Origin of the sequence: Phenylobacterium sp. LjRoot225 (assembly GCF_964252855.1) — a bacterium.
Classification (GTDB): domain Bacteria; phylum Pseudomonadota; class Alphaproteobacteria; order Caulobacterales; family Caulobacteraceae; genus Phenylobacterium.
The window spans coordinates 2,106,447-2,121,552 of record NZ_CAXUPL020000001.1; the positions used below are offsets into that span (position 1 = coordinate 2,106,447).

A 15,106-nucleotide genomic window follows, 5' to 3' on the forward strand; every position below is an offset into this window, starting at 1 on the left:
CAGCCAGCGCCAGGGCCCCGGATCGAGGGCTCGTCACGCGGCGCCGTCGGTCAGGCGGCCGTTTCCGCCGCCAGCGTCCGGGCGGCGAGGCTGCGCAGGTCGGCCGTCTTCACCTTGGCGCTTCCGGTCAGCTGCAGGTCGCCTTCGGCGAAGAACAGGACGCGGCGCGGCGTCTTGTAGCTCGCCAGCTTTTGCTTCGCGAAGTTGCGGACGGTCTCTTCGTCCAGGTTCGCGCCTGCGTGGGGGACGATGCAGGTGACAACCAGCTCGCCCAGGGTATCGTGCGGCACGCCGACCGTCTGGGAGACCTTCACGCCAGGGCAGTCCTGGATGATGCTGTCGATCTCGACCGGGGAGACATTGGCCCCGCCGGTCTTGATGATGTCATTGAGACGCCCCTCCCAGAAGAGCCGCCCGGCTTCGTCCACGTACCCGCCGTCGCCGGTCCGGAAATAGCCTTCGTCGTCGAGGGTCTCGTCGAGGGGGACGCCGAGGTAGCCGAGCATCAGGGTCGGCCCCTTGATGGCGATCTCGCCTCGCTCGCCGAGCGGCGTCACCGCCCCCGTCAGGGGATCGACGATCTTCAGCGTGTTGCCGGGCAGCGGCGGCCCGTGGCTTTCGCCCGCAACCTCCCGCGGCGTGTTCGCCGGATAGGCGGTGCTGAGGGTGAAGGTCTCGGTGTTGCCGTAGGCGTGGCGCGGCAGGATCCAGCTCGTCTTCACGGTCGGGTGCTTGGCGATGGGCGAGTCGGCGTCGATGTATTTGAGCGACGAGAGATCGACCGTCTCCCAGTTGGGCGCGGCGACAAGCTGGGCCCACTGGTGCGGCCAGGCGAACAGGAAGTCGACCTTCTCGGCGGCCATCAGATCCAGCGCCTCCGCCGGCTGGAAGGTCGGCTGGAGCACCAGCGTCCCGCCGGCCGCCAGCGTCGCGCCGATCACCATGGCGAAGTTGCCGGACCAGAAGAAGCCGTTCGCCGTCCAGTAGCGGACGTTCTCGCCCAGCCCTTGCGCCCAGTTCATGCGCCACAGCTGGATCGAGACCCCGCGGTGGGCGCTCAAGATCCCCTTGGGCTTGCTGGTCGATCCCGAAGAGAAGAACAGCACGCCCGGATCGGCCGGCGCGACGGTGGCCGCGCGCGCTTCGACCTGGGCCACGGAGGCTCCGGCGCCGTGCGCCAGGAAGCTCTCCCAGGTTTCGATCGCGCCCTGGGCCCCCTCGCCCCCGACCATGGCCAGACGCCGCAGGAACGGGAACTTGAGCGACACGAGTTGGCCCGGCGCGGCCTCGGCGATCGCCTGATCGAGATCGCAGAGGATCTGGGCGAAATCCTTGGCCAGCACGCGCCGCTCGAGCAGCAGCACCGAACAGGCGGAACTGGCGACCAGGTATTCCAGCTCATGCGGCGTGGAGAAGGTGCTGAGCGGCGCAGCGACGCCGCCCGCCAGCGCAATCCCGAAGACCGCCGACAGGAACTCCGCCCGATTGGTCATCAGGACGCCGACCCGCTCGCCCTTGCCGAGGTCGCAGGCGATCAGCGACCGCGCCACCTCGACCGAATGGTCCCAAAGGTCGCGATAGGACCAGCGCTCCATTCCGCCATCGAGACGCGGTTGCGCCAGGGCTTCGCGCGCGGGGAAGCGCTCGGTCACCTGCCGGATGAAGCCGGCCAGGGTCAGTTCGCCCAGCCCCGGCTCCTCGGACAGCGGCGGGCCGCGAACGATCGAGACCGACTTATCCTGGACGAACACATGATCGCTCATTGACGGGCGCCCCAATCCTTTCGGCAGGCCACTGGCCTGGTACGGGAGCTCAACGTCATTGACCGCTGCGAGGGCTCCCAGAGCTGCCCGCCGCCGATGTCGCCAAGGTCGAGCTGAACCGCCGCGCCGGAATCCGCCATTGGTCTCTCCCAATTGTTCTGTCGGCATGCCGGGCGCGGACGAGTGACTGGAGCCTTCGCGAAAGGTCGGCCCGAGGTCGGTCGCCGCGCGTTTCACGCCCTTGGGCGAACTTGTGTGCGGCGGGACGTCCGTTCGACTTGACGAATTTGGACAAAATACAGCGGTCAGCTAGCCTGCGAAAGACGATGGCGTCGCGATCTGAGCTGTGTCGGAGAGGCGGCGAACCATCGGTTGCAGGTCCGCGTCATCACCGACTGCTCGGCAAATCCCAGCCGCTCGGAGATGTGCGCGAACTCCAGGTCGGTATGCTGGATGTAGTAGAGCATGAGGTCGCGACGGACCTCGTCCTTGATCTGCCGGAAGGAGGTTCCCTCCGACGTGAGCCGCCGGTGCATCGTCCGTGCGTGCAGGTTGAGCTCGGCGGCGACCCGCTCGTTGCTGCAGTCCTCGGTCCCGAGAAACTGCATGATCACGCCGCGCGTCAGCGCGCGAAGCGGCGGCCGGTCTCGGGTGAATTCCGCGTCGATGAACGATGTCGCCAGCTCATAGATCCGGGAATCCGGGTCGACGACCGGCGAGGCCAGGTCGCGCTCGGAGAAGATCACCCCGTCCTCCTTCTGGTCGAAGCAGACTTCGCAGCCGAAATAGCGACGGTAGGTCTTCAGCGGCGACACCGGCTGGTGGCGAAAATAGACTTTGCGCACGCGCGCCTGGCCGCCGGTGATCTCCATCGCCGCGAGGTGTCCCACCAGCAGCAGCTGTTCCATCGCCTGGCTCTTGTTCGGCGAGCGGTCGAGCAGGATGTCGTGACCGGCGAAGGCGGCCTTCTCGCCCGGAATGCGCTTCAGCCAGATCCGCGCCGCCAGGCTGTGGGCATGGGTGTGTTTGCCGACGTAGTCGAGGGCGTCGCCGAAGGTCTTCGAATTTTTCATGACCAGGCCCAGGGGACCGAACATGCGACCGCTCTGAAGCGTCGCCAGCCGCATTCCGAAGTCCGGGCAATGCAGCTGCGTCGCCGCGAGTTCGAGGAGCTGGATCGCTTGCCGATAGGTGGCGGCCGATGGGCTTTCCGGCGGGCTCGTCACGTCGATTCCCGCCTGCCGCATCAGGGCCGTCGGGTCGCCGCCGAGCTCCTGGACCAGGTCGGGGAAGAACCGCAGAAGCCTGGCGTGCACGACGTCGAAGACTTCTGCGCCGTTGGCGTCCTGCTCCACCGACATGCCGGCCTCCCTTGGTCCTCCCAGGCGATCTCGGCCCGCGCGTGACGGCTGAGGAAGCGTTTTTGTCTGAAACGGTCAAGCGGCTCCCTTGACCCGACGCTTAATCTTCGCCCGAACTGATCAAGCTGCTTACCAGAGGCGCCGGCGGGCGAGCTCGCCTCCAGGCGCGCCTCGAAAAATCGCCGGATCAGGCAAAAAAGCGGGAAAGAGGGCGGAAATGGACCCCACCATGGAGGAGTTGAAGGCCTTGCTCGAGCGCGAGAAGGTCCGCGACTGCATTGTTAGGCTCGCCCGGGGCGAGGACCGCCGCGACGCCGAGATGATCACCGCCTCCTACTGGGCGGACTCGACGACCGACTACGGCGTGTTCGCCGGCTCGTTCGACGACTATCTCGCCTGGGTCGTGCCGGGTTCGCCGGCCATCCCGGTGACGCAGCATGTCCTGGGGCAGAGCCTGATCGAGCTCTTGGGCGAGACGGCCCTCGTCGAGACCCACGTCACCTCGTACCATCGGATCAACATGGGCGAAGAGGAACGGGATACCGTCATCGGCGGCCGCTACCTCGACCGGATCGAGAAGCGCGGCGGCGAATGGCGCATCGCCCAACGCACCATGCTCTACGACTGGTATCAGGACTTCGGCCTGTCGATCGACTGGTCGCAAGGCGTCATGGGCCTGCCGTTCAGCGCGCCGCACTTCCCCGGCCGGGCGGTGGGCGATTACAGCGAGACCTTTTTCGGGAAGCGGCCTGCCGGGGAATAAGGTCTGTCGGCCCCGGCGCGGCGCTGACATATTCCCAACCCCCTGACAGGACTAATATTGACGACCTTCGCCCGGTCGCGCCGAGGACGGCGCCGGGCTGATTTGTTGGAGCGGATATGAAGTGCGAGCCCACTGACACCCCGCCGCGGGAAGAGATCGACATCCCGGCCCTGCGGGCCAAATACCTCCAGGAGCGCGACAAGCGTCTGACCACCAAGGGTCAGAACCAGTACGAACACCTGACGCACGATCTCGCCGCCGACTACGAGCACGACCCCTATACGCCGGTGACGCAGCGCGATCCGATCGTGGAGGATCTCGAGGTCGCCATCCTCGGCGGCGGCTGGACCGGCGTTCTGGCCGGCTACCACCTGACGAAGTTGGGGATCACCGACTTCCGCAACATCGACCACGCCGGCGACTTCGGCGGCGTCTGGTACTGGAACCGCTATCCCGGGCTGCAGTGCGACAACGACGCCTACTGCTATCTGCCGCTGCTGGAAGAGACCGGCTTCCTGCCGTCGAAGAAGTTCTCCGACGGCTACGAGATCTATGACTACTTCAAGATCATCGCCAACAAGTTCGACCTCTACCGCGGCGCACTGTTCCACACCCTGGTCACCGGCCTGCGCTGGGACGCCGACATCCAGCGCTGGCGGGTCACCACCAACCGCGGCGACGAGCTGCGCGCGCGGTTCGTGATCATGGCCGGCGGGGTGATGAACATGCCCAAGCTGCCGGGCATCCCGGGCATCCACACCTTCAAGGGCGAGATGTTCCACACCGCCCGCTGGGACCATGAGTACACCGGCGGCGACTGGCGCAATCCGGAACTGACGAAGCTGGCCGACAAGACGGTGGCCATCGTCGGCACGGGGGCGACCTCGGTCCAGGCGGTGCCCTACCTCGCCAAGTACGCCAAGCAGCTCTACGTCCTGCAGCGCACGCCCTCGAACATCGACGAGCGCTCCAACCCGCCGACCGATCCGGAATGGGCCAAGTCGCTCAAGCCCGGCTGGCAGGCCGAGCGGATGGCCAACTTCCATCGCGGCGCCCAGGAGGCCTTCCACCCCGGCGATCCCGACCTGGTCTGCGACATCTGGACGGAGATCAGCCGCAACCTCGCCGCCGAACTGGAGGCCGAAGGCTGGCCGCAGCTCACGCCTGAGGAGTTCGTCGCCCGCCGCGAGATGGTCGACTACCAGGTGATGGAGCGGATGCGTCGTCGCGTCGACGCCACCGTCAAGGACAAGGCCACCGCCGAGGCGATGAAGCCGTGGTTCCGCTTCATGTGCAAACGGCCGCTGTCGAACAACGACTACTACCCCTCGTTCAACCGTCCCAACGTCAAGCTGGTCGACGTCTCGGCGACCCAGGGCGTCGAGGCCATGACGGAGAAGGGCTTCATCGCCGACGGCGTCGAATACGAAGTCGACTGCATGATCTTCGCCAGCGGCTTCGAAGTGACCAGCGACCTCGAGCGCCGCTGGGGCATTCCGGTGATCGAGGGCCGCGACGGCCAGTCGATCTACGACCACTGGCGCAACGGCCCGCTGACCTTCCACGGGGTGAGCACCCACGGCTTCCCGAACCAGTTCTACACCGGCTACGTCCAGGGCGGGGCCAACTCGACGACCACCGAGCAGTTCGGCCGGCAGTGCGAGCACATCGCCTACATCATCAACGAGACCCTGAAGCGCGGCGCCGTCGCGGTGGAGCCGACCCAGGCCGCCATGGACGCCTATGTCGCCCACATGCGCGAGAACGAGTTCGACACCGCGCAATTCCTCGGGGAATGCACGCCCGGCTACTTCAACAACGACGGCGAGGCGAAGCCGAAGTGGGCCCTGTTCCGCGGCTACCTGCCGGGCTGGAACGGCTTCATGAAGATGCTCACCGACTGGCGGGCGAAGGGTGATCTGGAGGGTCTCACGCTCAGCGAAACGCGAACCTCCAACAAGGCGGAGTTGGTCTGAGTCATGGCGGGTTCGCTTGAAGGAAAGGTCGCCGTCGTCACCGGCGCCAGCCGCGGCATCGGCAAGGGCATCGCCATCGCGCTCGGCAAAGAAGGCGCCACGGTCTACGTCACCGGGCGCACGGTGACGCCCGGCTCCTACCCGCTTCCGGGCACCGTCGGAGAGACGGCCGAAGAAGTGACCCGGGCCGGCGGCAAGGGGGTCGCCGTCCAGGTCGACCACGCCAACGACGAGCAGGTGGCGGCGCTGTTCGAGCAGGTCCAGCGTGAGCAGGGCCGGCTCGACATCCTGGTCAACAACGCCTTCGCCCTGCCCGAGGACCTGACCGAGCCCAAGCCGTTCTGGGAAAAGCCGCTCTCCAACTGGGAGATGGTCGACGTCGGCGTGCGCTCGAACTTCGTCGCGGCCTGGCATGCAGCCCACATCATGGTGCCCCAAAAGTCGGGGCTGATCGTCGACATCTCCGGCTACGTCGGGGTGACCTACACCTACGGGGTGATCTTCGGCACCTGCAAGTCGGCGGTCGACCGCATGGCCCGCGACATGGCCATCGAGCTCCAGCCGCACAACATCGCCTCGATCTCGCTCTGGCAGGGCCTCACCTTCACCGAACGGGCGCATCGCAACATCGAGCGGAACCCCGAGATGAAGAAGCTGACCGTCACCAATCCCCTGGTCGGCTGCTCCACGGAATTCCCCGGCCGGGTGATCGCGGCGCTGGCGGCCGATCCGGAGCTGATGAAGCGGTCGGGCGGCACCTTCATCACCGCCGAGGTGGCGGCCGACTACGGGATCGTCGACATCGACGGCAAGGTCATCCCCTCGCTGCGCGCCGAGCGCGGCGCGCCGATCTGGCGGCCGATCGCGGAAGCCGGCCATGGCCGCTGATCGCCAGGCCCGGCTCGATGAACTGCTCGACCGCCAGGACATCCTCGACTGCCTGAACCGCTTCAGCCGCGGCATGGACCGTTTCGACCGGGAGATCTTCCTGTCGGCCTTCCATGAGGACGCGACCATGGCCGCGGGCCCCTTCGTGGGCAGCGCGGCGGATTGCTACGACTGGGCCTCGGCCATGCACGAGCAAGGTCAGGTCGCCACGCACCACAACCTGCTGAACGTCACCTACGACATCCAGGGCGACACGGCGCATACCGAGACCTACTACCTGTTCGTCGGGCGCAATCGCGACGACAGCAACTGGATCGCCGGCGGCCGCTACCTCGATCGGCTGGAAAGGCGCGACGGGGTCTGGAAGATCGCGCTGCGCACCAATGCGATCGAATGGTCGGGCATGGTCCCGACGATGCCGATCCCCTTCGCGGACGTGCCCGACATCTTCGGCAACGGCGCGCCGACGCGCAGCAAGGCCGATCCGTCCTACCAGCGTCCGCTGGTCAATCGGCGCGAGCCGAGCAACCCGCTGAAATCCTAGAGGCAGGTGCAGAGCCCATGGGTTCGCTGACAGGCAAGGTCGCCGTCGTCACCGGCGCCAGCCGCGGGATCGGCCGAGGCATCGCCCTGGCGCTCGCCGACCAAGGCGCGACCGTCTACGTCACCGGCCGGACGGTCACGCCCGGCAGCTATCCCCTCCCCGGCACGGTCGGCGAGACCGCCGCCGAGGTCGATCGCCGCGGCGGCAAGGGGATCGCCGTCCAGGTCGACCACGCCGACGACGACCAGGTCGCCGCCCTGTTCGACCAGGTGAAACGCGAGCAGGGCCGGCTCGACCTGCTGGTCAACAACGCCATCGCCATCCCGGCCTCGATGACCGACCGCGTCCCCTTCTGGGAGAAGCCGGTCGCCAACTGGGAGATGATCGACGTCGGCCTGCGCTCCAACTTCACCGCCGCGTGGAATGCAGCCCACATCATGGTTCCACAAAAGTCGGGCCTGATCGTCGCCCTCTCCGGCTATGTCGGGGTGACCTACACCTACGACGTGATCTTCGGGACCTGTAAGGCCGCCACCGACCGGATGGCCCGCGACATGGCCATCGAGCTGAAGCCCCACAATGTCGCCTCGCTGTCGCTCTGGCAGGGGTTCACCTACACCGAGCGCGCGCAGGAGAACCTGAAGACCGTCCCCGGCATGGCCTCGCAGCTCAACAGCGCGGTCGGCAGCTCGGTGGAGTTCCCCGGGCGGGTCATCGCCGCCCTCGCCGGCGATCCTGACGTCATGACGCGGTCGGGCGGAACCTTCATCAACGCCGAGCTGGCGCAGGACTATGGCGTCACCGACGTCGACGGCCGGACGATCCCGTCGCTGCGCGCCGAGCGCGGCGCGCCGATCTGGACTCCGGTCTAGCCGGCGACGCGCCCCCTAAGAGACATGACGAGGAACGCCCTGTGACGGAACGCAGATTCGACGGCCGCGTGGCGGTGATCACCGGCGCCGGACGGGGCCTGGGGCGCGAATACGCCCTGCTGCTGGGCTCGAAAGGCGCCAAGGTCGTCGTCAACGATCTCGGCGGCAGCATGCACGGCGACGGCGTCGACGCCGGCCCTGCCGAAGAGGTGGCCCAGGAGATCCGCGCGGCGGGCGGCGAGGCCATCGCCAACACCGACACCGTCGCGACGCCCGAAGGCGGCCAAGCGATCATCCAGGCGGCGCTCGCTGCCTGGGGCCGGATCGACATCCTGATCCACAACGCCGGCAACGTCCGCTACGCGTCGCTGGACACCATCACCCAGGAAGACTTCGAAGCCGTCGTCGACGTCCACCTGATGGGGGCCTTCCACGTCGTGCGGCCGGCCTTCCCGATCATGTGCGAGGCCGGCTACGGCCGGATCATACTGACCTCCTCGATCGGCGGCCTCTACGGCACCAACAATGTGGTGAACTACGGCGTGTCCAAGGCCGGGACCATCGGCCTGAACAATGTCATCGCCATCGAGGGCGGCCCGAAGGGCGTGAAGTCCAACATCATCCTGCCCGGCGCCGTGACGCGCATGGCCGAGGGTCTGGACACTACTCAGTATCCGCCCATGGGTCCGGAGCTGGTCTCTCCAGTGGTGGGCTGGCTCGCCCACGAATCCTGTTCGGTCACCGGAGAGCTGTTCGTCTCCATGGCCGGGCGCGTCGCCAGGGCCTTCGTCGCCGAAACCGAGGGCGTCTATCGCCCCGCCTGGTCCATCGACGATGTGGCCGACAACATCGACGCCATCCGCGACACCGACAGGCTGTGGATATTCCCCAGCGTCACCGGCTACATGGACCATCTGACGCGAAGCTTCGAGATGGCCCGCAAGGGCTGACGGGCGCGCCCGATCAGCCGGCCGCCCGCTCGAGCACCACGACGGGGATCTGGCGCTCCGTCATCGCCTGATAGTCCTCGTACTGCGGCCAGACCTCAACCGCCTTGGCCCAGAGCCGCTCGCGCTCCGGCGACGGAGCCGTCCGCGCGATCGCGTCGAAGACCTCCGCCTTGACTTGCAGCTGCACCCGCGGCTCGGCCTGCAGGTTGAGGTACCAGGCGGGGTGCTTGGGGGCGCCCCCAAGCGAGGCGATGATCACGTAATTCTCGCCGTCGCGCACGAAGATCAGCGGGGTGGTCCGCGGCTCGCCGGATTCACGTCCCTTGGTGGTGAGCAGCAGGATCGGGGCGTTGTTCCAGATATAGCCCTGCTCGCCGTTGGTCGCGCGATAGGCGCGCACATGGCTCTCGCCGGAGATCGTGAAGTCCATCTCGTCGCGCGTACGCGGGGGTCGCAGGTCGCTCATCGCAGATCTCGCCTTGCTCAATGCTCGCCCCGAACCATCAGGTTCAGCCCCGGGGCGGCCGCAGGTCAAGCGCGAAGGGCTTCACGATGGGGCGCCCGCCCCGTGGGTGAGCGCCATCACCAGAATGGCCAGGCTGCAGGCGGTCGCGCCCAACCAGCTCAGGCTGCGCAGGCTCGGCCGCCCCGTCAGGTAGCAGGCCGCATAGGCCAGCCGGAACGCGAGCCAGAGCCAGGCGGCCAGGTCTACGGCCTCGGCCGGCGCACGCCGCAGTCCCGCCAGCAGCACCGCCGCGGCGAACAGCGGAAACGCCTCCAGGCTGTTGAGGTGCGCCCCGTAGGCGCTCCGCCGAAAAGGCGTGGTCAGCGCCGCGGGATTGCGCGGATCGGCGTTGTCGTAGTCGCGGTTCGCCTTGGCGATGAAGACCAGCACATAGGGCATGAGCGCGCCCACGAGCAGGATCCAATAGGCCGCGAACGGCTCCGTCATGACGCTTCTCCTCTCCCTTATGCCGGCGTAAGGCCCAGCTTCCCGCTTTGGAGATCGTCCAGCAGGCTCATGGATTTGGGGGCGCGATTGCGGCCCGTTGCGCCTCGACCCCAGCCAGGAGGGGCCCGATCTTCTCGTCGGCGAGGATGGTGCAATAGTACTCGTGGACCAGCTTGATCCTGCCGTCCTCGAGCGTGAACACCATGCAATACTGGTTGCAGTAGCGCTCGCCGTTCACCAGCGTGGCGTCGCCCTCGAATTCGACCACCACACGGTCGCCCTCGGCCGTCACGCTCTTGAAGCTGGGCCGCAGTCCGGTGGGGATCAGCTCCTTGAATGCGCCGGTCGTGGCGACGATGAGCTCATACGGACGCGGGCCGGAGAGCTTGCCGAAGCCCTTGGCGATCGTCAGCGCGTCCGGCGCCAGACAGGCCTTCGCCGCCTCGACATCGCCCCGGCTGAAGGCTTCGATGAAGCTGACGACGGTCTGCTTGTTCTGTTCGCTCATGGGCTTCCTCCTGTTTATCGGGTCGGTCTTCTGGCCGGTCTCCCGTCAGATATAGCGGCCGCCGTTGACGCCGATGACCTGGCCGGTGACGTAGCCGGCCTCCTCCGACGCCAGCCAGGCCACGGCGCCGGCGACATCCTCCGGGCGGCCTTCGCGCTGGATCGGGCCGGCCTCGACCTCCGCTTCGCGTCCCCGCGGCTGCTTCTGACCGGCGAAAGACTGCTCCGACATGATGGTGCCGGTGATGAAGCGCGGCGGGACGACGTTAGCGGTGACGCCGCTCGGACCGAATTCCACGGCAAGCGCGCGGGTCAGCGAAATCAACCCGCCCTTGGACGAGATATAGGGCGCCATGTGCTTTGCGCCCGACTGGGCTCCGGACGAGGAGATGTTGATCAGCCGGCCCCATCCGGCCGCGATCATGTCCGGGAGCACGACCTGGGTGACGATGAAGGTCCCGGTGAGATTGACCTTCAGCACCCGCTCCCACTGCTCGTCGGTCAACTCGAGGAAGGGCCCATAGCCGGTGATCGCGGCGTTGTTGACGAGGATGCTGATCGGCCCGAACGCCTCGCGCAGCCTGGCGACCGCCGCCACGACCTGGGCGCGGTCCGAGATGTCGGCGCCGAGCGCGACAGCCTTGCCGCCTGCGGCTGCGATCTCCTCGACCGTGCCCGCACACCGCTGCGCATCGAGGTCGAGGACGCCGATCGCGACGCCGTCCCGCGCCAGGCGTTTCGCACAGGCCGCGCCGATGCCGGCGGCTGCGCCGGTCACGAGAGCTGTTCTCTCAGCCATGAATCGAAGACCTCTCCGTGATAGTTGGCGCCCCGGCTCGCGCCGTCAGGCGAAGGCTTCCTCGCCCAGCAGGGTGGTGCGGTGCATGACCCGTCCGCTGTCGAGCGGATAGGGCTCTGCCCGGTGCATCACGCCGGTATTGTCCCAGATCAGCATGTCGCCCGGCGACCATTCGTGCCGGTACATGAACCTCGGCTGGGTCGCCCAATCCAGCAGTTCCCGCAAAAACGCCTCGCCCTCCGCACGGTCCATGCCGACGACGTGCGAGGCATGACAGCCGATCACCAAGGACTTCCGGCCCGACCTGTGGGTCCAGACGAGGTTGTGGGTCTTGTCCGGAATGCTGCGCCAATGGGCGAGATCCGCTTCTGTCGGCTCGACTCCCGCCCGGCGCATGGAGACCGCAAAGCTGTGAACCACCTTGAGCCCGTCGATGCGATCCTTGGTTTCCTGCGGCAAGGCGTCATAGGCGGCGTAGGTGCTGGCGAACTCGGTCTGGCCGCCGATCGTGGAGAGCGTACGGCCGCTGAGCAGCGAGGCGAAGACCGGCGTGTCGTCATGCGTGCCGTCGATGTGCCAGAGGAACGAGCCCTTCAGGTAGTCCGCGCGCGAATTGAGCTTCCGGTCGAGGGTCACCTTGAAGATGCCCTTCTCCCCTTCTTCGCGGAGCGAACCCAGCATTCCCGCCAGGGTGACCTGCTGGTCGTCGCTGAGGTTGAGCGTCTTGAAGACCAGCACGCCGCGCTTGACCAGCAGGCGACGCACCTCGGCGGCGATCTCGGGCGTCAAAAGCGACGGAACGTCGGAGCGGATTTCCGAGCCAATGCAGTCTTTCAGCTTGATCGCTTCGAACGACATTCTCTCCCTCCGATGGCGCGCCCGGCGTTCAAGCGGCCGGCTCCAAATCGTACCATTTGGTTCGGTTCGATCACGCCCTCGTCGCCTGGGCCTTGTCAAGGGTCGCCGAGACCCTGCGGCGGAATCTGCAGGGCGAGCGCTCTGGTGGGAATCGAACCGCCCACGCGCTAAAAGGCAGGCAGCTCGGGGCGAGCGGGCGGCGCATCCGCGTCGGCGTTCGCACGCCTCAGGGCGACGCCATTAGGCTTGCGAAGGTCATGCCGGAGAACACCAGAGCCGCCATCGAGATCGAGCCGCGGCGCGCGCGCGGCCGCCCCAAGGCTGAAGACCTTGCGGAGCTCGAGGACCGCCTGATCCGCGTGGCGCGTCAGAAGTTCGTCGTCAACGGCTATGGCGCGACCTCGATGAACGAGGTGGCGAAGGCAGCGCGGATTTCGAAGGGAACGCTCTGGGCCCGGTTTCCGTCGAAGGCGGATCTCTTCCGGGCGATCATCGACCAGCAGATCCAGCAGACCGGCGACGGCGGCCGTCACCTGGGGCCCAGGCCCAAGACCCTCGAAGCCATGCTGCGCGGCTTTGCGGAGCGCGCGCTGCAGGACAGCCTGTCCGTCGAGATCGTGCAACTGAACCGGCTGATCTACAGCGAGGCCGGGCGGTTTCCGGAGCTCGGCGAAGCCGCCTGGGCGCGCTCGCGCGCCGGCGTGCAGCAGGTCACCGACTTCATACAGGACTACGCGGCCAAGGAAGGCATCACCTGCCGCGACCCCGAAGCCGCCGCCGAGATGTTCACGACCCTGCTGCGGGGCTTCTACGGCGACGTGATGCTGAAGGGCCACGTCGCCACCGCGGCCGAAATCAAGGCCTGGACCCGCAGGATGGTGAAGGTGTTCCTGGCCGGCCGGCCCGGCTGGTAGCCGCCTCTAGTCCACCGGCGGAAGGGGCGTCGGCCGCCGGTCCTTATCGATCGCGACGAAGGTGAAGACCGCCTCGGTGACCTTGCGCCGGACCTCCGCGTGGCGTTCCCGCCGCCAGGCCTCGACGGCGATCCGCAGGGAGGTCCGGCCGCGGCTGACCACGTCGGCGTAGACCGAGACCTCGTCGCCCACGGAGACCGGCGACAGAAAGGTCATGGCGTCGGCCGCCACGGTGACGGTTCGTCCCCGGGCGACCCGCATGGCGACCAGCCCCGCCGCAAGGTCCATCTGCGCCATCAGCCAGCCGCCGAAGATGTCTCCGCTCGGATTGGCGTCGGCCGGCATGGCCGTCACCCGGATCGCGGGCTGACGGTCCGGGCCCGGCGCAGGAGACTCTTCTGACATGGTCGGCCCTTACTTCGACAGGTCGGTGACGAGGGACAGATAGTAGTCGATCGCGGGACGGATGTTGGCCACCGGCGTGCGCTCGTTCAGCCCATGGCTGAAGTCATCCGACGGCTTGATGAAGATCGGGCCCGCGCCATAGCTGGCCACCCCCCTGGCGCGGGACCACATGCTGTCGCTGGCGCCCGAGGCGATGCTCGGGAACACGGGCACGCCGGGATAGACGGTGCCCAGGGCCTTCTTCACCGCGGCGATGAAATCCGGCCGCATCGGCGAGGCGTCGGTCGCGACCGAGCCCTCGGTCACGTCGGTGATGCTCACTGCGGGATCGGCTGCGGCCCGCTGCAGCTCGGCCATGATCTCGGCGCGCGGATGACCCGGGAAGATCCGGCAGTTGATGTTCGCCTCCGCGCGCTGCGGCAGGGCGTTCTCCGCATGGCCGCCCTTGATCAGGGTGACCACGCAGGTGGTGCCGATCTTTCCGACGAAGGCCGGCTCGCCGCTCAGGGTGGCGATGGCGCGCTTGTCCGCAGGGTCGGCGGCGAAGGCGCGCATGGCGGCCCCGATTTCCGGCGACTCGTATTTCGCGGCCTCCTGGAAATAGGCTCGCGAGATCGGGTTGAGCTCGGGCTTGAACTGATAGGCGTGAATGCGCAGCAGGGCCGCGCTCAGCTGGTCGATGGCGTTGTCGGGACGCGGCTGGCTGGAGTGTCCGCCCGGATTGGTGACGGTGAGCTTGAAGTCGGCGTAGCTCTTCTCCGCGCCCTGCCAGGTGAAGTAGAGCGGCGCCCCGGTCTTGTCGTCCAGCACCCCGCCGCCGCCGTCGATGTTGAGCACGAGGTCGGCGTCGGCGAGCTTCTCGGCGATGATCGCGCTCGTCTTCATCGTCGTTTCCTCGTCGCCCGAGAACTCGATGACGATGTCGCGCCGCGGGACATAGCCTTGGCGCTTGAGTTCGATCAGGGAGGCGATGGCGATCGCCCCGTCGAGCTTCATGTCGGTCGCCCCGCGGCCGAACAGATAGCCGTCCTCGATCACCGGGGTGAACGGGTCGCGCTTCCAGTCGGCGGGGTTTGCCTCGACCACGTCCATATGGCCGGAGATGACCAGCGGCTTGAGCTTCGGATCGCGCCCCCGCCAGCGTCCGATGAGGTAGGCCGTGTCGTCGACGGGCGTGATGCTGACGTCCTGGGGGGCGAACCCGCCCTGGACGAGCGCGGCCTTGAAGAGTTCGGCGACCTGCGGCGTCTGATTGCCCGGTCCACGGACGGAGCGCAGCGAGATCGCCTTCTGGGCAAGTTCGAGCGCCTGGGCTTCCGCCCTCGGGCGCGGCGGCGGCTCGCCCGCAAAGCTTTCCGTCGCCACGGCGACCAGCGCCACCAAAGCCCAAACGCACTTCATGGAACGCCTCGCCACCGCACAGAATCGCACCGCTCACTCTGAGACGGAGATCTGCGTCAGGGGCTCGGCCAAATTCAATGGCCTCGGCCGCCAGCCGCGGAATGAAGCGCCGCGCGCCGCAATTTCAATCGGCCCGCCTGAGGCTGGCGCGTC

At 67.3% G+C, this 15,106-nt stretch carries 16 protein-coding genes; 7 read left to right on the top strand and 9 right to left on the bottom strand.

What is annotated here, in order from left to right:
- Positions 1-50: 50 nt before the first annotated feature.
- Together ACSQ2B_RS09835 and ACSQ2B_RS09840 are read right to left on the bottom strand one after the other, a co-directional pair.
- Positions 51-1,763, bottom strand: a complete 1,713-nt coding sequence (locus ACSQ2B_RS09835; protein WP_436049370.1) for a class I adenylate-forming enzyme family protein — start codon at positions 1,761-1,763, stop codon at positions 51-53.
- A gap of 305 nt (positions 1,764-2,068) precedes the next feature.
- Positions 2,069-3,124 (bottom strand): AraC family transcriptional regulator ligand-binding domain-containing protein, encoded by a 1,056-nt coding sequence (locus ACSQ2B_RS09840; protein WP_436049372.1) that lies wholly within the window; start codon positions 3,122-3,124, stop codon positions 2,069-2,071.
- A 217-nt stretch (positions 3,125-3,341) separates the two neighbouring features.
- Between ACSQ2B_RS09840 and ACSQ2B_RS09845 the strand changes: the two genes are divergently transcribed.
- The 6 genes from ACSQ2B_RS09845 to ACSQ2B_RS09870 all read left to right on the top strand — a co-directional run bounded on the left by ACSQ2B_RS09845 (position 3,342) and on the right by ACSQ2B_RS09870 (position 9,117).
- Positions 3,342-3,887 (top strand): nuclear transport factor 2 family protein, encoded by a 546-nt coding sequence (locus tag ACSQ2B_RS09845; RefSeq protein WP_436049374.1) that lies wholly within the window; start codon positions 3,342-3,344, stop codon positions 3,885-3,887.
- 116 nt (positions 3,888-4,003) lie between these two features.
- Positions 4,004-5,863 (top strand): flavin-containing monooxygenase, encoded by a 1,860-nt coding sequence (locus ACSQ2B_RS09850; protein ID WP_436049376.1) that lies wholly within the window; start codon positions 4,004-4,006, stop codon positions 5,861-5,863.
- A gap of 3 nt (positions 5,864-5,866) precedes the next feature.
- Positions 5,867-6,751, top strand: a complete 885-nt coding sequence (locus ACSQ2B_RS09855) for an SDR family NAD(P)-dependent oxidoreductase (RefSeq protein WP_436049378.1) — start codon at positions 5,867-5,869, stop codon at positions 6,749-6,751.
- A complete protein-coding gene (locus ACSQ2B_RS09860; protein ID WP_436049379.1) occupies positions 6,741-7,295 on the top strand; it encodes a nuclear transport factor 2 family protein in 555 nt (184 codons plus the stop codon). Before ACSQ2B_RS09855 ends, ACSQ2B_RS09860 begins: the two co-directional genes overlap by 11 nt.
- Before the next feature lie 17 nt (positions 7,296-7,312).
- Positions 7,313-8,167 carry an SDR family NAD(P)-dependent oxidoreductase gene (locus ACSQ2B_RS09865; RefSeq protein ID WP_436049381.1) on the top strand — a complete coding sequence of 285 codons (855 nt, stop codon included), beginning with the start codon at positions 7,313-7,315 and terminating at the stop codon, positions 8,165-8,167.
- Positions 8,168-8,208: 41 nt separating this feature from the next.
- Complete coding sequence (locus ACSQ2B_RS09870; protein WP_436049382.1) at positions 8,209-9,117, top strand: SDR family NAD(P)-dependent oxidoreductase; 909 nt, start codon at positions 8,209-8,211, stop codon at positions 9,115-9,117.
- 13 nt (positions 9,118-9,130) lie between these two features.
- Here the strand turns inward: ACSQ2B_RS09870 and ACSQ2B_RS09875 are convergent, their stop codons facing one another.
- The 5 genes from ACSQ2B_RS09875 to ACSQ2B_RS09895 form a co-directional block, all read right to left on the bottom strand.
- A complete protein-coding gene (locus ACSQ2B_RS09875) occupies positions 9,131-9,583 on the bottom strand; it encodes a nitroreductase family deazaflavin-dependent oxidoreductase (protein WP_436049384.1) in 453 nt (150 codons plus the stop codon).
- Between the two features lie 81 nt (positions 9,584-9,664).
- A complete protein-coding gene (locus ACSQ2B_RS09880; RefSeq protein ID WP_436049386.1) occupies positions 9,665-10,069 on the bottom strand; it encodes an MAPEG family protein in 405 nt (134 codons plus the stop codon).
- 67 nt (positions 10,070-10,136) lie between these two features.
- Complete coding sequence (locus ACSQ2B_RS09885) at positions 10,137-10,577, bottom strand: nuclear transport factor 2 family protein (RefSeq protein ID WP_436049388.1); 441 nt, start codon at positions 10,575-10,577, stop codon at positions 10,137-10,139.
- A gap of 45 nt (positions 10,578-10,622) precedes the next feature.
- Complete coding sequence (locus tag ACSQ2B_RS09890; protein ID WP_436049390.1) at positions 10,623-11,375, bottom strand: SDR family NAD(P)-dependent oxidoreductase; 753 nt, start codon at positions 11,373-11,375, stop codon at positions 10,623-10,625.
- Between the two features lie 45 nt (positions 11,376-11,420).
- Positions 11,421-12,233: a TauD/TfdA dioxygenase family protein gene (locus ACSQ2B_RS09895; RefSeq protein WP_436049391.1), complete on the bottom strand. Its 813-nt coding sequence runs from the start codon at positions 12,231-12,233 to the stop codon at positions 11,421-11,423.
- 257 nt (positions 12,234-12,490) lie between these two features.
- On the opposite strand from ACSQ2B_RS09895, the gene ACSQ2B_RS09900 reads away from it, so the two are divergent.
- The gene (locus tag ACSQ2B_RS09900) at positions 12,491-13,147 is read left to right on the top strand and encodes a TetR/AcrR family transcriptional regulator (RefSeq protein WP_436049393.1); all 657 of its coding nucleotides are present in this window, start codon (positions 12,491-12,493) and stop codon (positions 13,145-13,147) included.
- A 6-nt stretch (positions 13,148-13,153) separates the two neighbouring features.
- Here the strand turns inward: ACSQ2B_RS09900 and ACSQ2B_RS09905 are convergent, their stop codons facing one another.
- A complete protein-coding gene (locus ACSQ2B_RS09905; RefSeq protein WP_436049395.1) occupies positions 13,154-13,552 on the bottom strand; it encodes an acyl-CoA thioesterase in 399 nt (132 codons plus the stop codon).
- A gap of 9 nt (positions 13,553-13,561) precedes the next feature.
- Positions 13,562-14,953, bottom strand: a complete 1,392-nt coding sequence (locus ACSQ2B_RS09910) for a M20/M25/M40 family metallo-hydrolase (protein ID WP_436049396.1) — start codon at positions 14,951-14,953, stop codon at positions 13,562-13,564.
- Between the last annotated feature and the right edge of the window lie 153 nt (positions 14,954-15,106).